This is a genomic window from Streptomyces sp. NPDC104581, from assembly GCF_055583685.1.
Window position 1 is genome coordinate 327,732 of the sequence record NZ_JBVJNN010000002.1, and the last position, 22,241, is coordinate 349,972.

Annotated in this window: 19 protein-coding genes and 1 pseudogene; 11 read left to right on the forward strand and 9 right to left on the reverse strand. The window is 72.6% G+C overall.

The window, feature by feature from the left end:
- The first annotated feature begins 207 nt into the window (after window positions 1-207).
- Together ACZ61E_RS03035 and ACZ61E_RS03040 are read left to right on the forward strand one after the other, a co-directional pair.
- A complete protein-coding gene (locus tag ACZ61E_RS03035; RefSeq protein ID WP_469697068.1) occupies window positions 208-1,662 on the forward strand; it encodes a nucleobase:cation symporter-2 family protein in 1,455 nt (484 codons plus the stop codon).
- Window positions 1,663-1,770: 108 nt separating this feature from the next.
- A complete protein-coding gene (locus ACZ61E_RS03040) occupies window positions 1,771-4,032 on the forward strand; it encodes a HEAT repeat domain-containing protein (RefSeq protein ID WP_469697070.1) in 2,262 nt (753 codons plus the stop codon).
- Window positions 4,033-4,203: 171 nt separating this feature from the next.
- Here ACZ61E_RS03040 and ACZ61E_RS03045 read toward each other — a convergent pair whose 3' ends face one another.
- Window positions 4,204-4,818, reverse strand: a complete 615-nt coding sequence (locus ACZ61E_RS03045; RefSeq protein WP_469697071.1) for a TIGR03086 family metal-binding protein — start codon at window positions 4,816-4,818, stop codon at window positions 4,204-4,206.
- 166 nt (window positions 4,819-4,984) lie between these two features.
- Here ACZ61E_RS03045 and ACZ61E_RS03050 point away from each other — a divergent pair, with 166 nt between their 5' ends.
- Complete coding sequence (locus ACZ61E_RS03050; RefSeq protein ID WP_469697073.1) at window positions 4,985-6,175, forward strand: NAD(P)/FAD-dependent oxidoreductase; 1,191 nt, start codon at window positions 4,985-4,987, stop codon at window positions 6,173-6,175.
- Between the two features lie 10 nt (window positions 6,176-6,185).
- A complete protein-coding gene (locus tag ACZ61E_RS03055) occupies window positions 6,186-7,124 on the forward strand; it encodes a sigma-70 family RNA polymerase sigma factor (protein WP_469697075.1) in 939 nt (312 codons plus the stop codon).
- Window positions 7,125-7,155: 31 nt separating this feature from the next.
- Here the strand turns inward: ACZ61E_RS03055 and ACZ61E_RS03060 are convergent, their stop codons facing one another.
- From ACZ61E_RS03060 to ACZ61E_RS03080, 5 genes are all read right to left on the reverse strand, one after another.
- On the reverse strand, window positions 7,156-7,803 hold the full coding sequence (locus ACZ61E_RS03060; protein WP_469697077.1) for a GNAT family N-acetyltransferase: 648 nt from the start codon (window positions 7,801-7,803) through the stop codon (window positions 7,156-7,158).
- Window positions 7,804-7,914: 111 nt separating this feature from the next.
- Window positions 7,915-8,574, reverse strand: coding sequence for a peptidoglycan recognition protein family protein (locus ACZ61E_RS03065; protein ID WP_469697079.1), 660 nt, complete (start codon window positions 8,572-8,574; stop codon window positions 7,915-7,917).
- Between the two features lie 120 nt (window positions 8,575-8,694).
- On the reverse strand, window positions 8,695-9,561 hold the full coding sequence (locus ACZ61E_RS03070) for a lysozyme (protein WP_469697081.1): 867 nt from the start codon (window positions 9,559-9,561) through the stop codon (window positions 8,695-8,697).
- A 291-nt stretch (window positions 9,562-9,852) separates the two neighbouring features.
- Window positions 9,853-11,475 carry a malate synthase A gene (aceB, locus tag ACZ61E_RS03075; RefSeq protein ID WP_469697083.1) on the reverse strand — a complete coding sequence of 541 codons (1,623 nt, stop codon included), beginning with the start codon at window positions 11,473-11,475 and terminating at the stop codon, window positions 9,853-9,855.
- A 196-nt stretch (window positions 11,476-11,671) separates the two neighbouring features.
- On the reverse strand, window positions 11,672-12,301 hold the full coding sequence (locus ACZ61E_RS03080; RefSeq protein WP_469697084.1) for a nucleotidyltransferase family protein: 630 nt from the start codon (window positions 12,299-12,301) through the stop codon (window positions 11,672-11,674).
- 269 nt (window positions 12,302-12,570) lie between these two features.
- Between ACZ61E_RS03080 and ACZ61E_RS03085 the strand changes: the two genes are divergently transcribed.
- Window positions 12,571-12,882, forward strand: coding sequence for a DUF5955 family protein (locus ACZ61E_RS03085; RefSeq protein ID WP_469697134.1), 312 nt, complete (start codon window positions 12,571-12,573; stop codon window positions 12,880-12,882).
- Window positions 12,883-13,038: 156 nt separating this feature from the next.
- Here ACZ61E_RS03085 and ACZ61E_RS03090 read toward each other — a convergent pair whose 3' ends face one another.
- Window positions 13,039-13,860 (reverse strand): IclR family transcriptional regulator, encoded by an 822-nt coding sequence (locus tag ACZ61E_RS03090; protein WP_469697086.1) that lies wholly within the window; start codon window positions 13,858-13,860, stop codon window positions 13,039-13,041.
- Window positions 13,861-14,249: 389 nt separating this feature from the next.
- On the opposite strand from ACZ61E_RS03090, the gene allB reads away from it, so the two are divergent.
- Window positions 14,250-15,623, forward strand: coding sequence for an allantoinase AllB (gene allB / locus ACZ61E_RS03095; protein ID WP_469697136.1), 1,374 nt, complete (start codon window positions 14,250-14,252; stop codon window positions 15,621-15,623).
- Window positions 15,624-15,682: 59 nt separating this feature from the next.
- Entirely contained in the window at window positions 15,683-16,816 is a 1,134-nt protein-coding gene (gene alc, locus ACZ61E_RS03100; RefSeq protein ID WP_469697138.1) for an allantoicase, read from the forward strand.
- A gap of 24 nt (window positions 16,817-16,840) precedes the next feature.
- On the opposite strand, the pseudogene ACZ61E_RS03105 reads toward alc, so the two are convergent.
- Window positions 16,841-17,251: pseudogene (locus tag ACZ61E_RS03105) on the reverse strand (SDR family NAD(P)-dependent oxidoreductase); the annotation flags it as partial.
- A gap of 295 nt (window positions 17,252-17,546) precedes the next feature.
- On the opposite strand from ACZ61E_RS03105, the gene ACZ61E_RS03110 reads away from it, so the two are divergent.
- From ACZ61E_RS03110 to ACZ61E_RS03125, 4 genes are read left to right on the forward strand one after another with little or no spacing between them, the layout of a single operon-like run.
- Window positions 17,547-18,773, forward strand: coding sequence for a sensor histidine kinase (locus ACZ61E_RS03110; RefSeq protein WP_469697088.1), 1,227 nt, complete (start codon window positions 17,547-17,549; stop codon window positions 18,771-18,773).
- Window positions 18,770-19,444, forward strand: a complete 675-nt coding sequence (locus tag ACZ61E_RS03115; protein ID WP_469697090.1) for a response regulator — start codon at window positions 18,770-18,772, stop codon at window positions 19,442-19,444. Before ACZ61E_RS03110 ends, ACZ61E_RS03115 begins: the two co-directional genes overlap by 4 nt.
- A gap of 57 nt (window positions 19,445-19,501) precedes the next feature.
- Window positions 19,502-20,713, forward strand: coding sequence for a cytochrome P450 family protein (locus ACZ61E_RS03120; protein ID WP_469697091.1), 1,212 nt, complete (start codon window positions 19,502-19,504; stop codon window positions 20,711-20,713).
- Between the two features lie 43 nt (window positions 20,714-20,756).
- Entirely contained in the window at window positions 20,757-21,179 is a 423-nt protein-coding gene (locus ACZ61E_RS03125) for a PaaI family thioesterase (protein WP_469697092.1), read from the forward strand.
- A gap of 56 nt (window positions 21,180-21,235) precedes the next feature.
- On the opposite strand, the gene ACZ61E_RS03130 is transcribed toward ACZ61E_RS03125, so the two are convergent.
- On the reverse strand, window positions 21,236-22,240 hold the full coding sequence (locus ACZ61E_RS03130) for a Gfo/Idh/MocA family protein (RefSeq protein WP_469697093.1): 1,005 nt from the start codon (window positions 22,238-22,240) through the stop codon (window positions 21,236-21,238).
- Between the last annotated feature and the right edge of the window lies 1 nt (window position 22,241).

The following is a 22,241-nucleotide window of genomic DNA, read 5'->3' on the forward strand; positions in this document are numbered from 1 at the left end:
CAAAGAAGGGGGGGAGGGGAAGGAAGACTAACTCAATGAGACACCGGACACCCCCGGAGCCGCCCCCACCCTGCGGCTGCCCTGCCTCCCCCCCCCCCCCCCCCCCCCCCCCCCCCCCCGGGGCGGTGACTCGTGTACGCGACCGATCTCCCGCACCTCCCTGACACCCGCGTCGCCGCCGACGCGTAACCGACCGGAGGAACACCCGTGGCAGCCGAACCCAGGCCCAGCAAGGACATACCCGCTCCCGACGAGATACCCGGCCGGGACGGCAAGCACCCCGTCGACCGGACCCTGCCCCCCTTCAAGATGTTCACCAGCGGCCTTCAGCACGTGGCCGCCATGTACGCGGGCGTGGTGGCGCCCCCGATGATCGTCGGGCCCGCCGTCGGCCTGAACGCCCGGGACACCGCGTTCCTGATGGGCGCCAGCCTCTTCACCGCCGGTATCGCCACCCTGCTCCAGACCATCGGCTTCTGGAAGGTCGGCGCCCGGCTGCCGTTCGTCAACGGCGTCTCCTTCGCGGGCGTCACGCCGATGGTCGCGATCGGCCGCGAACGCGGTGCGGAGGGCATCACCGTCATCTTCGGCGCGATCATCGTCGCCAGTGTGCTCGGGTTCCTCCTCACGCCGTACTTCTCCAGACTGGTGCGGTTCTTCCCGCCCGTCGTCACCGGCACCGTCATCACCCTGATCGGTGTCTCACTGCTCCCGGTGGCCTTCAACTGGTCCCAGGGCGGCGATCCAGCCGCGGACGGCTACGGCTCCATGAAGAACATCGGCATGGCCGGTCTCACCCTGCTCATCGTGCTCGTCCTGCGGAAGGTGCTGCGCGGCTTCCTCCAGCAGATCGCCATCCTGCTCGGACTGGTCGTCGGCACCGTCGTGGCGGTCCCGATGGGCATGACCGACCTCGCCGCGATCAAGGGCGCCGGGCTCGTCGGCTTCCCGACTCCGTTCCACTTCGGCGCACCGCAGTTCGAGATCGCCGCGATCATCTCCATGTGCATCGTGATGCTCGTCTGTATGACGGAGTCCACGGCCGACATGCTGGCGCTCGGCAGGATCGTGGACCGGCCGGCGGACGAGCGGGTCATCGAGGGCGGGCTGCGCGCCGACACGCTGGGCAGTGCCATCAGCCCGCTGTTCAACGGCTTCATGTGCAGCGCCTTCGCGCAGAACATCGGGCTCGTCGCCATGACCAAGGTCCGCAGCCGCTTCGTCGTCGCCGCCGGTGGCGGCATCCTCGTCCTGCTCGGCCTCTGCCCGGTGCTGGCCTCGGTGATCGCGCTCGTCCCGCTGCCGGTCCTCGGCGGCGCCGGCATCGTGCTGTTCGGTTCGGTCGCGGCGAGCGGCATCCAGACGCTGGCGACCGCCGCGCTGGAGAAGGGCGAGAACGCGCTGATCGTCGCCGCCGCCGTCGGCATCGGGCTGATACCGATCGCGGCGCCGCGGTTCTACCACGCGTTCCCGAAGGACCTGCTGGTGGTGCTCGACTCCGGGATCAGCACGGGCTGCGTGGTGGCGATCGTGCTGAACCTGGCCTTCAACCACTGGGGCCGGAAGGGGAGTTCGGCGACCGCGGACGCCGGGCCGGAAGAGGGGGCCGCGGTCGGGCCCGGGGCTGCCGACCGGTCACCTGCCCCCACGGCACCCCACTGACCGCCGTCACGCCCGCGCGGCTCGGGCCCTCGGCGCGAGCCGCCGGCCGGTGGATCGTACGGAGCGCGCGAACCGCCGTTGTCAGAGGCGCGTGCCAGGATTCCCGCCATGGATCTCGCACAGATTTTCGCCGACCTCGACACGCAGCCATGGGCGGAGTGGGGGCACGCCTACGGAAGCGCCGACGATGTCCCGGGCCAGCTGCGGGCGTTGGCGAGCGACGACGCCGAGGAGGCGGAGGAGGCGCTGTACGAGCTCCACGGGAACATCGTCCACCAGGGGTCGGTGTACGAGGCGACGGCGTACGCCGTGCCGTATCCCGCCCGGCTGGCGGCGGCGGGGATCCGGCCGGCCGACATGCTGCTGCTGCTCGGCTGCATCGCCGAGAGCGAGGACGAGCGGAGTGACGCCCGCGGTGAGTGCCGGGCGGCCGTCACCGCCCAACTGCCCCTGATACTCCCGCTGATCGAGGCGGACGACACCGGAGTACGGCAGGCGGCCGTCTGGGCGGCGGCCCGCACGGGCGCGGCCGAGCAGGTGCTTCCGGCCCTGCGACGGTGCTGGGAGCGCGAGTCGGACCCGCTGGTACGGGCTGAGGTGCTCGCGGGGACGGCATGGCTCGATCCGGCGGGCGCGGCGGAGTTCGAGATGACCGTGCTGGGAGCGGCCCCCGGGGGCACGGGCGACGGCGGGCACGGGGCACAGGCCCCGCCGGTGCGGCTGGCCGCGCTGCTGGCCTGCGTGGACGCGGACCTGCCGTGGACCCCGCTCCATCACGACGCGTTCGTCACGCTGCTGCCGGCCGGCCCACTGGTCGCGGACCGGTTCGTCCAGGAGCAGAGCGAGCCGTTCCGGTATGTGGTCGACGGGCTGCTGGAGCGGGACTCGGACGAAGCACGCGAGGCCGCTTTCACACTGATCGAGACCGGTCTGCGGCACACGGACGCCGACGCGCGCGGCGAGGCCGTCTCGGCCGCCGAGCACGCCTGCGAGGTCTCCCGCTCCGCGGCGGTTCGCCTCGTCGGACCGTTGACCGCGCTGCTCGGCGATCCGGCGTCGGCGAGCGACGTGCTCCCGGTCGTCCACCGGCTCGGCCGCCGGGCGGCGCCCGCCGCCCCCGCGCTCGCGGCCATCGCCGCCGCTGGCGGCGAGTCGGCGGACCGCGCGCTCGCGGCGCTCGTCGTGACCGACCCGGAGCGGGCCGCCCCGCTGCTGGCCGCGGACCTGCCCCGGCGGCCGAGGGCGCTCGACGCCGCGGCGAAACTGAGCCCCTGGTCGAGGGCCGGGGCCGGGGACGCCCGCGCCGGAGACCCCGACCCGTTCCCGTACACACCGGAACTGCTGGACGCCGTCCGGGCCCGGCTCGCGGAGGACGACATCGACTGGAACGGGTCGATCCACCTCGGCCTGCTCCTGGCCGGCTGGGGACACCGCGCGGCGCCGGCCGTGCCCGACCTGCTCGACGCGCTGGACCGCCACCCCTTCGTCGTCCTGCGCACCCTGCCCGCCGTCTGCCCGCCGGAGGAACGGGCCCGCGCCGTCGCGGCGCTGCGCGACGCGGACCTCACCGGACAGAGTCCGGTCGACATCGGCACGGCGCTGCACCGGCTCTCGGGCGGCGAGGGCGGCGAGGGCGGCACGGAGGACACCGGGGCGGTGCTGTCCGCCGTCGTCGAGGCACTGGCCTCCGGCGGCCGGGACATGACCGAGGCGGCGGGACTGGCGGCGGAGCTGGGCGGTTCGGAGACCGCGGCGTCACTGCTGCCGCACCTGCGCGCCGCGCTGAGCGGAACCGCCCGCGCGGCCTCCGCCCCCGTGTCCGGCTCATCGGGAGCGGGGCGCACGAGCCCCGACCTCGACAGCGACACGGAGATCGCCCGCGCGCTGTGGCGGCTCACGGGAAGCGCGGACGAGGCCGTGCCGATCATCGCGGGCGTGCTGGAGGAGGCGGACGGAGACTGGCACCGCTGGCAGAACGTACGCGCGGCGCGGGCCGCCGCCGCGCTCGGCGAGCGCGGCCGACCGCTCGCCCCGCTCCTGGAGCGCAAACTCACCCACCGCGACCACGCGGCGGCCGCCGCGCTCGCCCTCCTGGCCGTGGACCCGGACGGCCAGGACCGGGTACGCCTGGCGGACGCGGCCCTGACCTCGGCCGAATCCGACGCGGACCCGCTGACCGCCCTGGACGTCCTCCGGGCGATCGGGCCGGGCAACCTGACGGACGACCACCGCCGCCGCCTGACCACCCTCGCGGAGCGCGACGCGCACGTCTTCGTCCCGGGCTTCCCCCACTCCCCATCGGCGGCGGACGCCCGCTTCCGCGAGGAGGCGAGGTCGCTGCTGCGGATGGCCCCCGGCGGCCCGGCCTGACGGTCCCCGCCCGGCGCACCGGCCGGGGCCGCGTGCCGCGCACGGCTCTGCGGCGCGTCGACGCGTCGGGCCCGGCGGATGCCGCCGGGTCCCGGGCCCGGCAGGCGTACCGCGTCGGCGCAGAAGCAGGCGGAGAAGGGGTGCGGCACGCCTGCGGGCTGTCGGCTCCGGCTACTTCCCGGGGTGCCAGTGCGGGCTGCGACCGCTCAGGCCGATCACGCGGTCGAGCAGGGGCGCGTCCGCGGGGACGGGGACGGGGCGGCCGAACAGGCCCTCCGGGCCCTCGCCCGACTCCGCGCTCGCCGCCGCCGGTTCGAGGAAGGGGAGCACCGCCTCCAGGCTCGCCGTGTCCACCTCGTACGTCTGCCCCGTGCTGCGCGCCAGGTCCCAGCCGTGCACCACCAGCTCGTTCAGCGCCACGAGCCCCGCCACCTCGGCGGGCAGATCCACACCACCGGCCCGGGTGAAGCCCTGCCAGGCGTCGGGTGACCGCCAGGCTTCGGTGAGTTCGCCGAGCCCGCCGGAGAGCGCGGTGCGCCAGTCGTCCTCCAACGGGGGCAGACCCGAGGTGGGCGGGGTGTCGGTCGTCGGCCCCAGCTCCTTGCGTCCCGCGTCACGGAAGGCGACGGTCAGCCCGACCAGATGCGCGAGCAGCTCCCGCACGGTGTACTCCGGGCACGGCGTGGGCCCCGCGAGGTGCTTCTCCTCGATGTCGTCGAGCAGCGCGGCCACGGTGCGGGAGACAGGGCCGTGGTCGGGGCGGTGGGTATCGGTAGTGGTGTCCATACGGGGTTGGACTCCCTCGGCCGCCGGAACTCATCGCCGGCCGCCCGTCGATCTCGGCCCACCGGCCGGCGACCGGAGGCCGGTGACCCGTGTCACACCCGCCCGCTGTCAGAGATGCCGGCGCCGTCTCGTTCAAGGGGCACGCGAACGAGACAGGAGCAAAGCCATGAAGCACCGCATCGTTGTGCTCGGCGCCGGATACGCGGGGGCCCACGCCGCCGGAAACCTGGCCCGCCGACTCTCCTCCGCCGACACCGAGATCACCGTCGTCAACGCCGAACCCGTCTTCGTCGAGCGGATGCGGCTCCACCAGCTCGCGATCGGCCAGGACCTCCGGTTCCGCGAGCTAGCCGAGGTGTTCGCGGGCACCGGGGTGCGCCTGCGCCTGGCGCGCGTCAGCGGCATCGACCCCGAGCGCGGGACCGTCACCGTGACGGGAGAGGACGGCGTCGGCGAACTCGCCTACGACACGCTTCTCTACGCGCTCGGCAGCTCCGTGGCCCGCCACGGCGTCCCGGGCGTGGCCGAGTACGCGTTCGATGTGACCGGCCGGTCGTCGGCGCTGCGTCTGCGCGAGCGCCTGGCCACCGTGGGCGAGGGCGGCACGGTGCTGGTCGTCGGCGAGGGACTGACCGGCATCGAGACCGTCACCGAGTTCGCCGAGTCCCGCCCCGACCTCTCGGTCGCTCTCGCCGCCCGCGGCGAGCTGGGCGCCTGGCTCTCCCCGAAGGCCCGCCGTCACCTGCGCCGGGCCCTCGACCGGCTCGGCGTCACCGTCCACGAGCACACCGAGATCGCGGCCGTCGAGGCGGCTCGGGCGGTCGCCGCCGACGGCACGTCCTTCGCGGCCGATGTGACCGTCTGGTCCGCGGGGTTCGCCGTGCACCCCCTCGCCGCCGCCAGTGGCCTGGAGGTGACGGGGACCGGCCAGATCGTCGTCGACCGCACCATGCGCTCGGTCTCGCACCCGGACGTCTACGCGGCCGGCGACAGCGTCCACGCGATCGGGGACAACGGCCGGCGGCTGCCGATGTCGTGCGCGTCGGCCGGTTTCACCAGCATGCAGGCGACCGCCGCGATCATCGCGCGGCTGACGGGCGACGAGGTCCCGGTCACCGGGCTGAGGTACTTCGGCAACCACATCAGCCTCGGGCGGCGGGACGCGATCTTCCAGATGGTGGACGGCGACGTCCGGTCCAAGTCCTGGTACCTGGGCGGCCGGACCGCCGCACGGCTCAAGTCGGGCGTGCTGACGGGGGCCGGGCTGAGCATCGCCCACCCGACCTTCGGCATGCCGAAGCGCAGGCGCCGCCTGGTCACCGCGCCCGGCCGGGCCGATGTGCGAGTTGTTTCGTAGGCTGTCTCGCATGGACAGCGCGGCCATCGACCGGTTCGAGGCCGGCCGGGGTCGGCTGGCCTCGCTGGCGTACCGTCTGCTCGGCTCGGCGGCCGACGCCGAGGACGCCGTGCAGGACGCGTTCATCCGCTGGCAGGCCGCGGACCGTGAGCGGATCAGTGTGCCGGAGGCGTGGCTGACCAAGGTCGTCACCAACATCTGCCTCGACCGCCTCCGGTCGGCGCGGATGCGCCACGAGCGGGCGGCCGGTGCCTGGCTGCCCGAGCCGCTCCTCGAAGGCGACCCGATGCTCGGGCCCGCCGAGACCTTCGAGCAGCGCGAATCGGTGTCCCTGGCCGTGCTGACGCTCCTGGAGCGCCTCTCGCCGGTCGAGCGGGCCGTCTATGTCCTGCGTGAGGCGTTCTCGTACAGCCACGCCGAGATCGCCGGAATCCTCGACATCACGGAGTCCGCGAGCCAGCAGCATGTCCACCGGGCCAGGGGCCGGGTCGCCGCCGAGCGCCGCCGCGGCGGGGAGGCCGACCCCGCGTCGGCGCGCGAGGTCGTCGAGGAGTTCCTCGCCGCGGCCATGTCGGGACGCACGGAACGGCTGGTGGCGCTCCTCACCGACGATGTCACCGTGGTCTCGGACGGCGCGGGTCTGGCCAGGCGGGTGCTGCGTTACCGGACGCGCGAACGGGTCGCCTCCTTCGCGCGGGCCGGCTTCAAGCCCACGGAGGCGAAGCGACGGCTGGCCGGCGGCTCGCCCGTCTTCCACCTCGCACGGGTCAACGGCCGCCCGGCCGTGCTCGCGGTGGTCGACGACCGGGTCATGGGAGCCGTGGCGTTCGAGGTCACGGACGGCAAGGTCGCGTCCTTGTGCGGCATCGCGGCGGCGGACCGGCTCGCGCGTCTGAACGACGCCTGGCGGCGGTACGGAGCCGACACCCCGGTCATCAACTCGTGGTGACCGCTCAGCCGGACCGCTCGCGTGCCGGGAGTCAGGACGCGGACGTCCGGGCCGGGCTGTGTCGGCGCGCCGTGCCGCGTCCCAGATACGTGACGTCGTCGGCGGCGTCCGGCACGGCGATCTCGTGGAAGCCGACGCGGTCGTAGAAGGCCCGCGCCCCGGTGTTCGCGGTGAGCATCGACAGATGGACGGCTGTCACGCCCTTGGCGCGCAGCGCGTCGAGGAGCGTGTGGATCAGCGACCGGCCGTGTCCCCGCCCCTGCCACCGCGGCAGCAGATCGATGTGCAGATGCGCGGGGTACGCCGTGAGTTCGGTCAGCACCATCCGCTCCGGATCGTGCAGCAGACCGGCCATGAACTCGCTCGGTGTCCGCTCCCCGCCCCCTTCCGGCGCGGGAAACCTGTCCCCGACGGCCGGCAGCCACTTCTCCCGGAACGCAGTCACGAACCGCCCGGTGTCCGCGACCCCGAGCACGTATCCGACGGGCCGCCCCTCCCCGTCGTCGAGCACGAACGCCAGCTCGGGCTCCAACTCCACGTAGGGTCCCGCGAAGACGCTCGGCACCAGTTCGCTGTCGGGATACAGGTGAGTTGAGTCCCCGCCCGCGTCGGCGGTGCGCACACAGATGTCGTAGACGGCGTCGCGATCGCCGGGACGGTAGGAGCGTATGAAGGCCATGCTCCCGAGTCTGTCCTGCCTGAGAGCGCTCTCGCAACGGTCTTCCCGGCCGGCGGGGGCGGCCGGGGGCGGGGTGGCCCGCCGGCCGGCCGGATGCCGCGCCGCAGGCCGTCAGTCCATGCCGGCCGCCACCTCGGCCCGCAACTGCGGCAGTTTGTCGTGGATGACGCCGGGGCAGAGCGTCGTGCCGAAGTCCTTGTGCCCGTAGATCTGGCTCGGTGCGATGCCGTACTGCCCGCACACGTACGCGCAGAGCGTGACGAGGACGTCCCACTGCGCCGCCGTCGGCTGCGCGCCGTCGTGGTAAGCGCCCTCGTTGGCGATGCCGATGGACTGCTCGTTCTGCCCGGACGTGTGCGAGGCCAGTACGAAGCCGCTGCCGCCGCGCAGGGTGCTGAGACTCCGGTGCCGGCCCTCGGTGATCCAGCCGCCCCGGCTGACCAGGAAGTGGTAGCCGCTGTCCAGCCAGCCGTTGCCGTCCATGTGCAGGTCCTGGACCCAGTGGGCGTGCGCGTGGGCCTGTGCGCGGGAGAAGACGGACGTGTTCGCGCTCACGGTGTGATGCACGACGATCTTGACCGGCCGTTTGTTCAGCACGCTCACGGGGCTGCGGGGCGGCCGGGCGTTCCACTGCGTGGTGGTGTCGATGTCCGGTTCGACGCCACGCGCGCCGCGGGGCGTGGCGCGGGCGGTGGCGGGCAGCGCGGCGGCGACGAGTCCGCCGGAGCCGGCGAGCAGGACATGACGCCAGCTGGGTCTGCGAGAGCTCATGGTGGTGCCTCCTGGTCCGCGGTGTCACCGGGTGTTCGGGGGCGGGGCCGCGCCCGGTGCCGGGAAGGCGCGCCGTGGCGGCTTCCCGGCACCTGGTCGCCATGTGGGGAGATGCTCCGGCTACGTGTTGTTGGCGAGGGCCAGGAGCCGGTCCATGGAGCCGTTGAACTTGTTGCGGTCCACGTCACCCGAGACACCGCTGACCCGGCCGGTGGCCGTGTACTGCCAGATGGTCCAGGTGGGGAAGCCGGCCGGGATGTTGGGGCTGGTCGTGCCCCAATGGGCCACCCAGAGGGGCGCCTTGGCGGCCATTCCGGTCCAGTTGCCCGTGCAGCTGTTCCACCAGCTGGCCGTCGTGTAGATGACGACGTCCCGGCCCGTGCGGGCCTTGTAGGTGTTGTAGAAGTCGTTGACCCAGGTGCGCATCTGGGTGGTGGACAGCCCGTAGCAGGAGGCGCCGGACGGGTTGTGCTCGATGTCCAGCACACCGGGGAGCGTCTTGTTGTCCCTGGACCATGCTCCGCCGTTGCCGGCGAAGAAGTTGGCCTGGGTGGCCCCGTTGGAGGCGTTGGGCCGGGCGAAGTGGTACGCCCCGCGGATCAGGCCCGCGTTGTAGGAGCCCGTGTAGTTCGCGCTGAAGCGGGAGTCCTTGAAGGTGGTGCCCTCGGTCGCTTTCATGTAAGCGAAGTCGATACCCGCGGCCTTCACCGAACCCCAGTTGATCGCGCCCTGCCAGTGGGACACGTCGATGCCCTGCACACCGCTGGTGTCCATCGGGGCCGGGTCGGGCGTCGGGCCCTGTTCGAGACGGGTTCCCGCGCCCATCCACGCCTGGCCGGGCCGGACGGTCTCCTCGGGGCCGGGAGGTGCCGCGGACGCCGGTCCGGCGCCGGTTATGAGAAGGGCGGCGACGGTGCCGAGGACGCCTGGGACGAGGACGCCCTTGGATCTGATGATTCGTCGGTACGGAGAGCTGTGCACGGACATGGCTGCCTCCGGGACGTGGTGGGGGTGTCGGTGTCCGGCTTCCGCCCTGCGGAATGCCATGGACACGTCACGAGTAAGGCATGCGTCAACTACGCGCGTAAAGGGGGTGGGGGAAGGGCCCGTGGTGTAGTCCAGTGACGCCACGCATGAGCTGGGCCGACGCGCGGAAGCGTCAATAACTTTCACTTCTGAAGTTACTCGAAGTCACCTCACGGTGACACGCCGCACCCCCGGCGCCAGGGAGGCGTGCCGGGGGTGCGGGGTGGTGCGCGCCGGAGCGAAGTCGCCGGGTCAGCCCCGCAGTTGCTCGTAGGCCGGGAGGGTCAGGAACTCCTCGTAGTTCTCGTCCAGGGCCACCGTGAGCAGCAGGTCGTGGGCCTGCTGCCACTTGCCGGCCGTGAACGCCTCCTCGCCGGTCTCCTCGCGGATCGCGGCGAGTTCCCCGGAGGCGATCTCGCGGACCAGGCCGGCGGTGGCCGTCTCGCCGTTCTCGAAGACGACACCCGCGTTGATCCACTGCCAGATCTGGGAGCGGGAGATCTCGGCCGTCGCCGCGTCCTCCATCAGGTTGAAGATGGCGACCGCGCCGAGGCCGCGGAGCCATGCCTCGATGTAGCGGATGCCGACCTGGACCGCGCCGACCAGTCCCTGGTAGGTGGGCTCGGCGTCGAGGGAGTCGACGGCGATCAGCTCGGCTGCCGTCACCGAGACGTCCTCGCGCAGGCGGTCCTTCTGGTGCGGGCGTTCGCCGAGGACGGCGTCGAAGGAGGCCAGCGCGATCGGCACCAGGTCGGGGTGGGCGACCCAGGAGCCGTCGAAGCCGTCCGCCGCCTCCCGGTCCTTGTCGTCCTTGACCTTCGCGAAGGCCACCTTGTTGACCTCGGGGTCGCGCCGGGACGGGATGAAGGCGGCCATGCCGCCGATCGCGTGCGCGCCGCGCTTGTGGCAGGTGCGGACGAGGAGTTCGGTGTAGGCGCGCATGAACGGGGCCGTCATCGTCACCGCGTTGCGGTCCGGCAGCACGAACTTGGCGCCGCCGTCACGGAAGTTCTTGACGATCGAGAAGAGATAGTCCCAGCGGCCGGCGTTCAACCCGGAGGCGTGGTCACGCAGTTCGTAGAGGATCTCGTCCATCTCGTACGCCGCGGTGATCGTCTCGATCAGCACGGTCGCGCGGACGGTGCCCTGCGGGATGCCCACGTAGTCCTGCGCGAAGACGAACACGTCGTTCCACAGCCGTGCTTCGAGGTGCGACTCGGTCTTCGGCAGGTAGAAGTACGGGCCCTTGCCCAGCTCGATGAGCCGCTTGGCGTTGTGGAAGAAGTAGAGACCGAAGTCGACCAGCGCGCCGGGGACCGCGCGGCCCTCGAACCGGAGGTGGCGCTCGTCCAGGTGCCAGCCGCGCGGGCGGGTGACGACCGTCGCGAGTTCGCCGGCCGGCTTCAGCGCGTACGACTTGCCCGACACCGGGTCGGTGTAGTCGACCTTCCGGGCGTAGGCGTCCATCAGGTTGAGCTGGCCGTTGATGACGTTCTCCCAGGTGGGAGCGGAGGCGTCCTCGAAGTCGGCGAGCCAGATCCGCGCGCCGGAGTTGAGCGCGTTGATCGTCATCTTGCGGTCGGTGGGCCCGGTGATCTCCACCCGGCGGTCGTTGAGCGCGGGCGGGGACGGCGCGACCCGCCAGGAGTCGTCCTCGCGTACGGCGGCGGTCTCCGGCAGGAAGTCCAGGGTCGACGTACGGGCGATCTCCGCGCGGCGCTCGTGCCTGCGGGCCAGGAGTTCGTCACGCCGGGGGGTGAACCTCCGGTGCAGCTCGGCCACGAAGGCGAGAGCCGCGGGGTCGAGGACCTCGTCCTGCCGGGGCAGGGTGTCGGCGTCGACGACGGCCAGCGGGGACGGCGCTGGTGCGGACATGAGCTGTCACTCCTTACGGGCGGGCCCGGCGAGCGCGGGACACCGTCGGCGGCACCGGGTGCCGCGGTTCCGGACTGCGGTCGCGGGCGCTTTCCGATGGATCGGGCGCTTCTGACCTGTGGATAGTAGTTTCCTCATAGTGGAAGTTCAATGGTTTGTTGAAATCAAGAATCTCAGGATCGACAGACCGCGGCGCTCAGTGCCACGGCTTCTCCCCCTCAAGGTGCGACAGATCCTCCTCCGTGTCGATGTCGTACCCCTCGGCGACATCCCCGCACTCGACGAGGGTGATGTCCCGGGCGCGCGACCTCAGATACCCCCGTGCCCCCTGATCCCCCGTCGCATCCGCCGCGACGGCGGTCCAGTGGCGCGCGCCGAACAGCACCGGATGGCCCCGCTCGCCTCCGTAGGAGGCCGCCGCGAGGGTGCCGGGGGAGCCGTACGCGGCCAGCACCCGCGCCACCGCCGCCGGGCCGATCCCCGGCTGGTCGACCAGCATCACCAGCGCCGCCGAGCGGACGGAGGCGGCCGTCAGCGAGGCCAGCCCGGCCCGGAGCGACGAGCCCATGCCACTGGCCCACTCCGGGTTGTCGACGAGCACGCAGCCCGGCAGCACGGCGCGGGCCCGCACCTCGCCGGCCGCGGCGCCGAGCACCACATGGACCCGTTCGCAGCCGCCCTCGCGCAGTGACCGCGCGGCGTGCTCCACCAGTGGGCGGCCCCGGTACGGCAGCAGTGCCTTCGGCCGCCCGCCCAGCCGCCGCCCGCCGCCCGCCGCGAGCAGCAGTCCCGCCACCGGCGACTCTCCGTGATCGTTCTCGTCCATGGTTCTCCTTACCTCACAAGCCCCCTCGCGCGCCCGCGCGCCCCACCCGCGCGCTGTCCATCGGACGGTCCGTCAGGTCATTGTCCGGCCCCGACCTGGCGATACGTCAGTTGGACAAGTTGAATATTGTCCATCTGGTGGCGCGCGGTCGCCCGGGTGGCGTTTACTGTCCCGCGTCTCGCGGCGCCTGGCGTGTGGGAAGAGGGGCGCCGGAGGGACGAGCACCATGCCGAAGGCACATGCACCATGGGCGTGCGAGGGGGATGACTTTGTTGCGGAGCGTGGGGCATACGCGAGTGACAGAGAAGTTGGAAGATCCGAGACTGACCGGCCTGCGGTTCGCCGTGGCCCGGCTCAGACGTGAACTCGCCTCGTATCCGAGCGAGTTCAGGGACAGAGGAATCGCGGAGGAGGAACTGTCCGCGCTGGCCGCGATGGTGGCGGGAGGCGATCCGGAGATTCTGCGGATGCGTCGCTCGCTGCTGCTGATCGTGGGTTCGATCGGGTCGGTGAGCGCGCTCGCGCCCACCCTGATGGATGTCAGGAGGGCGGTCGACCTCTTCGGAGAATCAGGGCGCTGAGCACCACCGGTGCCGGGCGTCGGCCGCCCGGCGGGCGCCGCCGACCCGGTCTTTCGGGTACCGGGTGCCGGAGCCGATGGGTCCGGGCGCCGTACGTCCCAGGGGATGGGGAGGTGCGGCGCCCGCGCCGCGAGGGCGCGGCGGGTGGCGCCGGTGTCACCCCTGCTGGTGCGCCGCCGCCGTACTGGCCAGTGCCTCGGACAGGTCCCGGGCCACTTCCTGGAGTATCGGCACGATCCGCTCGGTGGCCGCCTCCGTGACCCGCCCGGCCGGGCCCGAGATCGAAATCGCCGCCGGGGTGGGGGAGTTGGGAACCGGCACCGCCAGGCAGCGGACCCCCATCTCCTGTTCGTTGTCGTCCACCGCGTAACCGGCGCCGCGCACCAGTCCGAGCGCTTCGAGGAAGCCGTCGGGTGTGGTGATCGTCTTCTCGGTGGCCGCCGGCATGCCCGTACGCGCGAGCAGTGCCCGCACCTCGTCGGCCGGCGCGTCCGCGAGCAGTGCCTTGCCCACGCCGGTGGAGTGCGGGAGCACCCGCCGGCCGACCTCGGTGAACATCCGCATGGAGTGTTTGGACGGCACCTGCGCGACATACACGACCTCGTCGCCGTCGAGCAGCGCCATGTTCGCCGTCTCACCGGTCTCCTCGACCAGCCGGGCCAGATAGGGGCGCGCCCACGTACCGAGCAGCCGCGACGCCGACTCGCCGAGCCGGATCAGGCGCGGGCCGAGCGCGTAGCGCCGGTTCGACTGCTGGCGTACGTAGCCGCAGGCGACGAGCGTGCGCATCAGGCGGTGGATGGTCGGCAGGGGCAGACCGCTGGTGGCCGAGAGCTCGCTCAGGCCGACCTCGCCGCCCGCGTCCGCCATCCGCTCCAACAGATCGAACGCCCGCTCAAGGGACTGGACGCCGCCACTCGTGGATGCGGGCTTGGCGGCGTCGGTGGCGCTGGCGCTCGCGGCGCTGGACGTCGGCACAACAACGGTCCTTTCGGGGCGTAGGGATGACAGGCGGGCGAGTCAGCAGTTTACCGGGCGGTCCGTGAGGCGCCCGGCGGTCGGACCGGCAGCTCGGTGCCACGTTTTCGCCGGTCAGGGCGGCTCTGTCCGGGTGTCGCCCGTCACACGCCGTGATCGGCGCCTACGGTGGAGGCGTGAGTTGGATTCTGCTCTGCGAAAGTGCGTTCTCGCTTCATGGAAGCACTTCAGTGTAGTGCGGGGCGCCCGTTCCGGGCGGAGCGGCCTTGACGGACCCCCGTCCGGCATGAAGACTCCTTCAACAGTTCGTTGAATTTTCGTGCGGACTTCGCGACGGGGACGACGGAAGTGAGGGCTGTTCGGTGACCGATCCGGAGCTGGACCCGGGCATGGACCGCACCGTGGAGCTGGTGCTGCGCTCGACGCGCGTCGTCACCCCCGAAGGCACCCGACCCGCGTCGGTCGCCGTCGCGGACGGCACGATCGCGGCGGTGCTCCCCTACGAGCGGCCCCACGGACACCGAGGAGGCGCGGACGGCTCCGGACCGTCGCCGGGTGCCCGGCTGGTGGACGTCGGCGACGATGTCGTCCTCCCCGGCCTCGTCGACACGCATGTGCACGTGAACGACCCCGGCCGCACCGAGTGGGAGGGCTTCTGGACCGCGACACGCGCCGCGGCGTCCGGCGGCATCACCACGCTCGTCGACATGCCGCTCAACTCCCTGCCGCCGACCACCACGACCGCCCATCTGCGGATCAAGCGCGAGGTCGCGAGCCGCAAGGCACACATCGACGTCGGCTTCTGGGGCGGCGCGCTCCCCGACAACGTCGGGGACCTCAAGTCCCTCCACGACGCCGGGGTGTTCGGCTTCAAGGCGTTCCTGTCGCCGTCCGGAGTCGAGGAGTTCCCCGAACTGGACGCCGCGCAGCTCGACCGGTCACTCGCCGAGATCACCGGCTTCGGCGGGCTGCTCATCGTGCACGCCGAGGACCCGGGGGAGCTGGCCGCCGCACCGCCTCACGCGGGCGCCAGATACGCCGACTTCCTCGCCTCCCGCCCCCGCGCCGCCGAGAACGCGGCGATCGAGGGCCTGATCGCGGCGGCCCGGCGGCTGGACGCCCGGGTCCACGTCCTGCATCTGTCGTCCGCCGACGCGCTGCCGCTGATCGCCGCCGCCAAGCGGGAGGGCGTACGGCTGACCGTCGAGTCCTGCCCGCACTTCCTGACTCTCACCGCCGAGGAAGTCCCGGACGGGGCGACCGAGTTCAAGTGCTGTCCGCCCATCCGCGAGGCCGCGAACCAGGACGCGCTCTGGCGGGGACTCGCGGACGGGACGATCGACTGCGTCGTCTCCGACCACTCGCCGTCCACCACCGATCTCAAGACCTCGGACTTCGCCACCGCGTGGGGCGGTATCTCCTCCCTCCAGCTCGGCCTGCCGGCCATCTGGACCGAGGCCCGCCGGCGCGGACACTCACTGGACGACGTGGCGCGCTGGATGTCGGCGGCCCCCGCCGCGCTGGCCGGGCTCGGCCGCAAGGGCGCCATCGAGGCCGGCCGGGACGCCGACTTCGCCGTCCTCGCGCCCGACGACTCGTTCACCGTCGACCCGGCCGCGCTCCAGCACCGCAACCGCGTCACCGCGTACGCGGGCAGGACGCTCTACGGCGTCGTCAGGTCCACCTGGCTGCGCGGCCGGCGGATCGTCGCCGACGGAGCCATCGCCGAGCCCTCCGGACGACTGCTCGAAAGGAACAACTGACCGTGTCCACAGACCCCTTGACCACACCCGGCGCCTCCTCCGCCGCACCTGACGCGCCCCTGTCCGCCCCGCCCTCCTTCACCGGTGACGCGAGTCCGTACGCGGGCGGCGACCCGTACCGGGACTACCGCTCCGCCGACCTCCCCTTCACCCACCTCGTCGACCTCGCCGACCGAGGGCTCGGCGCCGGGGTGATCGCCGCCAACGACGAGTTCTTCGCCGAGCGCGAGAACCTGCTGAAGCCGGGGCCCGCCGAGTTCGACCCGGAGCGCTTCGGACACAAGGGCAAGATCATGGACGGCTGGGAGACCCGCCGCAGGCGTGGCGCGTCCGCCGGCCGGCCGCACCCCACCGACGACGACCACGACTGGGCACTCGTACGGCTCGGCGCGCCCGGAGTGGTACGCGGAATCGTGGTCGACACCGCCCACTTCCGGGGCAACTACCCGCGGGCCGTGTCCGTCGAGGCGACGTCCCTGCCCGGTTCGCCGTCCCCGGACGACCTGCTCGCCGACGGTGTCAAGTGGACAACTCTCGTACCGCGTACGGTCGTCGGAGGTCACGCGGCCAACGGGTTCACCGTCGGCACCGAGAAGCGCTTCACCCATCTGCGGGTCAACCAGCATCCCGACGGCGGGATCGCGCGGCTGCGGGTCCACGGCGACGTCGCCCCCGACCCCGGATGGCTGGCCGCGCTCGGCACGTTCGACCTTCTCGCCCTGGAGAACGGCGGCCGGGTCGAGGACGCCTCCGACCGCTTCTACTCACCCCCCACCAACACCGTCCGGCCGGGCCGCTCGCGCAAGATGGACGACGGCTGGGAGACCCGCCGCCGCCGCGACCGGGGCCACGACTGGATCCGCTACGAACTGGTGGAGCAGGCCGAGATCAGGGCCGCCGAGATCGACACGGCGTATCTCAAGGGCAACTCGGCGGGCTGGGCGGCACTTTCCGTACGGGACGGGGAGCCCGGAACCGGAGCGGAGGGGGCGGGCTGGACCGAGATCGTCCCCCGCACCCGTCTCCAGCCCGACACCAACCACCGCTTCGTCCTCGACGGCCCCGTGACCGCCCGTCAGGTCCGGATCGACATCTTCCCCGACGGAGGCATCTCCCGACTGCGCCTCTTCGGCTCGCTCACCGACGTGGGGGCGGCCCGACTGGCCCTGCGTCACCGGGAGTTGGGCGGCTGACCGGGCGCGGGGCGGGCCGTGTCCCTACGCCGCGTGCCCGCCTTCCACCACGTACTCGGCGCCCGTCACGTATGCCGCCTCCGTGTCGATCGGGCCTGGGCGGACGATGTCCGCCGTGATCCCCCGCTCACCCGGCTCCCGGGCCGGCGCCTTGGCCAGCCCGGTGAGCGCGGCCCTGCTCGTCGTGCGGAGCGTCCCGCCGGGGCCGGGCACCCGCGGGGTCGTACAGCTCCCGATGGTGACGATCCGGCCACCGCGTGCCAGCTTCGCGACGGCGGCCTGAGTGGTGCGGAAGACACCCTGGACGTTCACGGCCAGTAGTTGGCCGACATCGGCCACCGGGAAGGATTCCAGCGGGCCGAGCGGGCCGATCCCGGCGTTGTTCACGAGGACGTCGAGGCGTGTGAGGACGCCGCTGCGCGCGGGGTACGTACCCAGGCGGTCCGGGTGGGCGTGTTCGGCCGGTGTGCGTGGGTGTATTCAGCCGTCCGGCGTATGGGGACGCCGCCGGGCCCGCGTGGACGTACCCAGCCGGTCCGGGCCGGCGGGCACTTCGAGCCCGCCCGGCGTTTGAGGACGCCGCCCGGCGCGTGCGGACGTGCCCAGCCCGTCCGGCCGACTGAGCACGGACCCCTGCCGGCAGTGACCTAGGTCGATGACTCCGTGACTTTGGTAGCCCTCGTCGCACAGCGGCCCGCGTCCCGGCCGTCACCTGCATAGATTGGTTCGTATGACCGGTACGGAATACCCCTGGCTGCTGCCGTCGGCGATGGCCGCGCCCGACGAACCCGGGCCCGGCGGGAAGCCGGGCGGGCGGCGCCGGCCGCGGCGTACCGTGCGCGACTGGGTCGTGGACCTGCTCGCCTTCCTCTTCGCCCTCTTCATCGGCATGGTCGCGCTGGACGCCGCCGACCAGGCCGGCAACAGCGATGGCCTGCTCCTGGCCGACATGCTCATCGGCCTGGCGGCCTGCTGCACCCTCTGGGCCCGGCGCCGCCGGCCGTTCGCACTGGCCGTCGGCCTCGGCGTGGTGCAGGTCGTGTCCCCGCTGGCGGGCGGCGCCGCGCTGGTGGCGCTGTTCAGCCTGGCCGTCCACCGGCCGTTCAGGCCCGTCGCCGTCGCCGGGGCCGTGGGCCTGGCGGGCATGGTCGGCCAGGCGTATCTGCGCCCCGACCCGACCCTGTCGCACATGATGGCGATCATTCTCGGAGCGCTCATCGTGCTGCTCTTCACCGCCGCGGGGATGCTCGTACGGGCGCGGCGCCAGCTCGTCGTGGCGCTGCGCGAGCGCGCCGTACGCGCGGAGAACGAGGCGGCGCTCCGGGCCGAACAGGCGCAGCGCCTGGCCCGCGAGGCCATCGCCCGTGAGATGCACGACGTGCTGGCCCACCGCCTCACACTGCTCAGCGTCCACGCGGGCGCGCTGGAGTTCAGACCCGACGCGCCCCCTCCCGAGGTGGCCCGTGCGGCGGGTGTGATCCGCGACAGTGCGCACGAGGCCCTCCAGGACCTGCGCATGATCATCGGTGTGCTGCGCGCGCCCGGCGACGAGGGGGAGCGCCCCCAGCCCACGCTGGTCACCCTGGACGCCCTGGTCGCGGAGTCCCGCGACGCCGGGATGCGGGTCACCCTGGACAGCGGCGTCGAGGACCCCGCGGCCGTACCGTCCACCACCGGCCGCACCGCCTACCGGATCGCCCAGGAGGGGCTGACCAACGCCCGCAAGTACGCCCCGGGCACCGGTACGACGGTCCTGGTGAGCGGCGGCCCGGGGGACGGTCTCACCGTCGAGGTGCGCAACGAGGCGCCCGTCGGCCCGGTCCCGAACGTGCCCGGCTCCGGCCAGGGGCTGATCGGCCTCACCGAACGCGCCACCCTGGCCGGTGGCCGCTTCGAGCACGGTCCGACGGAAGACGGCGGATTCGCCGTCCGCGCGTGGCTACCGTGGTCCCCATGACCACCACGCTCATCCGGCTGCTCATCGTCGACGACGACCCGCTCGTACGCGCGGGACTGACCTTCATGCTGGGCGGGGCGGCCGACATCGAGATCGTGGGGGAGGCGTCCGACGGCTCCGAGGTCGACACGCTCGTGCGCGAACGTACGCCCGACGTCGTCCTCATGGACATCCGGATGCCGCTCATGGACGGCCTCACCGCCACCGAGCAGCTGCGGGCCCGGCCCGAGGCGCCCGAAGTCCTCGTCCTGACCACGTTCCACGCCGATGAACAGGTGCTGCGGGCGATGCGCGCGGGCGCCGCCGGATTCGTCCTCAAGGACACTCCGCCGGCCGAGATCGTCACCGCCGTACGGCAGGTGGCGGCGGGTGAGCCCGTGCTCTCCCCGGCCGTCACCCGCCAGTTGATGCGCCATGTGGCGGGGGCCCCGACCGGCGTACGCAAGTCAACGGCGGCCGGCAGGCTGGCCCGGCTCGCGGAGCGCGAGAGGGAGGTGGCGCTCGGTGTGGGGCGCGGCAGCTCCAACGCGGAGATCGCGGCGGAACTGTTCATGAGCGTCCCCACGGTCAAGGCGCACGTCTCCCGCATCCTGGCCAAGCTCGACCTCAACAACCGTGTGCAGATCGCCCTGTTGGTGCACGACGCGGATCTGGTGACGGACGCCGACTGAGGGGCCGGCCCGGCCTCCGCGGTCGGCGGCGCACGCCGGGGGACGTAACCTGACGCGATGACCGTTGTCGATCTGGGCGCGTACGGCCCCGACTTCACCACCGATCCGTACCCGTACTTCGCCGAACTGCGCGAGTCGGGCCCGGTCCACGAGGTGCGCACGCCGCACGGTGAACGGCTCTGGCTGATCGTCGGTCACCGGGAGGCGCGCGCCGCGCTGGCCGATCCCCGGTTCTCCAAGTCGCCGGCCACGGTGGGCGCCACCATGCTCGACGAGCGGGTCATCGGACCGAATCTGCTGCTGGTCGACCCGCCGGACCACACCCGGCTGCGCAGGCTCGTCGCCCGCGAGTTCACCGCCCACCGGGTGGCCGGACTGCGGGAGCGGATCCAGCACATCACGGACGAGCTGATCGACGCGATGCTCCCCGCGGGCCGCGGCGACCTGGTCGACTCGCTGTCCTACCCGCTGCCCATCACCGTCATCTGCGAACTGCTCGGGGTGCCCGCCGCCGACCGCGCGGTCTTCCGCGACTGGTCGACGGAGATCGTCGCACCCGCCGAGCCCGGCGGTGAGGACACCGCCGTATACGAACTCGGCGCCTACTTCGACGAGTTGATCGAGGACAAGCGCTGCTCCGGTCCCTCCGGCGATCTGCTCTCCGCGCTGCTGCGCACCCGCGCCGAGGACGGCGACCGGCTCTCCACTCCCGAACTGCGTTCCATGGCCTATCTGTTGCTGATCGCCGGTCATGAGACAACGGTCGGTCTCATCACCAACGGCATCCGCGCCCTGCTCGACCACCCCGATCAACTGGCCGCCCTGCGGGACGACTTCGGCCTGCTCGACGGTGCCGTGGAGGAGATGCTGCGCTACGAGGGCCCGGTCCTGAACAGCACCATGCGCTTCACCACCGAGCCCGTGACCGTCGGCGACACGGTCGTCCCCGCGCTGGAGGCGGTGCTGATCGGTCTCGGCGCGGCGGGCCGAGACCCCGCCCGCTACCGGGAGCCGGACCGCTTCGACATCCGGCGTACGGCGACGGCCACGGCGACCGGCGCCAAGGGCCGCAACCACGGACATCTCGCCTTCGGGCACGGCATCCACCACTGCCTCGGCGCGCCGCTCGCGCGCCTGGAGGCCCGGATCGCGGTCCGTACCCTGCTCGAACGCTGCCCCGGCCTGACCCTCGACCCGGACGCGGGGCCGCTCGACTGGCTGCCCGGAATGCTGATCCGCGGGGTGCGGGGTCTGCCGGTGCGGTGGTAGGGATGGAGGCTGCCGCGCGGGCACGTTCCGGAGGAGACCGACCATGCAGGAGTTCGACATCGTCCTGGCGCGCGAGGTGCTGGCCGGCCAGCCCTTCAGCAGACTGCTCGGTACCCGGGTCATGGTCTTCGGTGACGGCGAGGCGGAGCTGGAGCTGGACATCCGCGAGGACCTCCAGCAGCAGAACGGCTATCTGCACGGAGGAGTGCTGGCGTACGCGGCGGACAACAGCATCACGTTCGCAGCGGGCTCGGTGCTCGGTCCCGCCGTACTGACGGCGGGCTTCTCCATCCAGTACATGCGCCCCGGCACCGGCCGCACCCTGCTCGCCCACGCGTCCGTCGTCCACGCGGGCCGGCGGCAGGCGACGGTGCGCTGCGATCTGTTCACGGTGGCGGACGACGGTACGCGGACGCTCTGCGCGGTGGCGCAGGGCACGGTGCTTCCGGTGGCGAAGCCCGGCTGAGCGGTCGTCCCCGGCCGCCGGCGGGCTCGTTCGGACGAGGTCGCCCGGCGGCCCGTTCAGATGCCCGGGATCTCGTCCAGCCGTACGGGCCGGTGCTCCAGCCGGGACAGCTCGCAGGCCTCGGCGATCCGCAGGGCGTGCAGCGCCTCGTGGCCGTCGCACGGATTGGCCAGCTCGCCGCCCACGACCCGGATGAAGGCGTCCAGTTCGGCCTCGTACGCCGGGGCGAAGCGTTCCAGGAAGCCCGGCCAGGGGTTGTCGCAGCGCGGCGGGCCCTTCGGCTCGGTCGAGGTGATCGGCGTACGGTCGTCGAGACCGACCGCGAACTGGTCGAGTTCGCCCGCCAGTTCCATCCGTACGTCGTACCCCGCGCCGTTGCATCGGGTGGCCGTGGCGGTGGCGAGCGTCCCGTCGTCCAGGGTGAGGACGGCGGCGGCCGTGTCGATGTCCCCGGCCGCGCGGAACATCGGCGGACCGGCGTCCGAGCCGGTCGCGTACACCTCCACCACCTCGCGCCCGGTGACCCAGCGCATGATGTCGAAGTCATGGACCAGACAGTCCCGGTAGAGCCCGCCGGAGAGCGGCAGATACTCCGCGGCCGGCGGCGCCGGGTCGGAGGTGACGGCCCGCACGGTGTGCAGCCGGCCCAGCGCGCCGGACCGTACGAGATCGCGGGCCGCGCCGTAACCGGCGTCGAAGCGGCGCATGAAGCCCAGTTGCAGCACGGTGCCCGCGGAGTCGACCTCCTTGAGTGCGGTGAGGGTGCCCTTGAGGTCCAGCGCGATCGGCTTCTCGCAGAAGGCGGGCAGTCCCGCCCGCGCGGCGCGGCTGATCAGATCGGCGTGCGAGGAGGTGGCCGAGGCGATGACGACGGCGTCCACACCCCAGGTGAAGATCTCGTCCACCGAGGGGGCCGCCGTGGAGCCCGTACGGTCGGCGACATGAGCGGCGCGGGCCGCGTCCGTGTCGGCGACGACCAGGGAGCCGACCTCACGGTGGCGGCTCAGGGCCGCCGCGTGGAAGGTGCCGATCCGGCCCGTGCCGATGAGTCCGATGCGCATG

Excerpts from the sequence above, each read along its gene's own strand:
- ACZ61E_RS03040 (WP_469697070.1), top strand. The coding sequence starts at position 1,771 with ATGGATCTCGCACAGATTTTCGCCGACCTCGACACGCAGCCATGGGCG.
- ACZ61E_RS03045 (WP_469697071.1), bottom strand. The coding sequence starts at position 4,818 with ATGGACACCACTACCGATACCCACCGCCCCGACCACGGCCCTGTCTCC.
- ACZ61E_RS03050 (WP_469697073.1), top strand. The coding sequence starts at position 4,985 with ATGAAGCACCGCATCGTTGTGCTCGGCGCCGGATACGCGGGGGCCCAC.
- ACZ61E_RS03055 (WP_469697075.1), top strand. The coding sequence starts at position 6,186 with ATGGACAGCGCGGCCATCGACCGGTTCGAGGCCGGCCGGGGTCGGCTG.
- ACZ61E_RS03060 (WP_469697077.1), bottom strand. The coding sequence starts at position 7,803 with ATGGCCTTCATACGCTCCTACCGTCCCGGCGATCGCGACGCCGTCTAC.
- ACZ61E_RS03065 (WP_469697079.1), bottom strand. The coding sequence starts at position 8,574 with ATGAGCTCTCGCAGACCCAGCTGGCGTCATGTCCTGCTCGCCGGCTCC.
- ACZ61E_RS03070 (WP_469697081.1), bottom strand. The coding sequence starts at position 9,561 with ATGTCCGTGCACAGCTCTCCGTACCGACGAATCATCAGATCCAAGGGC.
- aceB (WP_469697083.1), bottom strand. The coding sequence starts at position 11,475 with ATGTCCGCACCAGCGCCGTCCCCGCTGGCCGTCGTCGACGCCGACACC.
- ACZ61E_RS03080 (WP_469697084.1), bottom strand. The coding sequence starts at position 12,301 with ATGGACGAGAACGATCACGGAGAGTCGCCGGTGGCGGGACTGCTGCTC.
- allB (WP_469697136.1), top strand. The coding sequence starts at position 14,250 with ATGGACCGCACCGTGGAGCTGGTGCTGCGCTCGACGCGCGTCGTCACC.
- ACZ61E_RS03110 (WP_469697088.1), top strand. The coding sequence starts at position 17,547 with ATGACCGGTACGGAATACCCCTGGCTGCTGCCGTCGGCGATGGCCGCG.
- ACZ61E_RS03115 (WP_469697090.1), top strand. The coding sequence starts at position 18,770 with ATGACCACCACGCTCATCCGGCTGCTCATCGTCGACGACGACCCGCTC.
- ACZ61E_RS03120 (WP_469697091.1), top strand. The coding sequence starts at position 19,502 with ATGACCGTTGTCGATCTGGGCGCGTACGGCCCCGACTTCACCACCGAT.
- ACZ61E_RS03125 (WP_469697092.1), top strand. The coding sequence starts at position 20,757 with ATGCAGGAGTTCGACATCGTCCTGGCGCGCGAGGTGCTGGCCGGCCAG.
- ACZ61E_RS03130 (WP_469697093.1), bottom strand. The coding sequence starts at position 22,240 with ATGCGCATCGGACTCATCGGCACGGGCCGGATCGGCACCTTCCACGCG.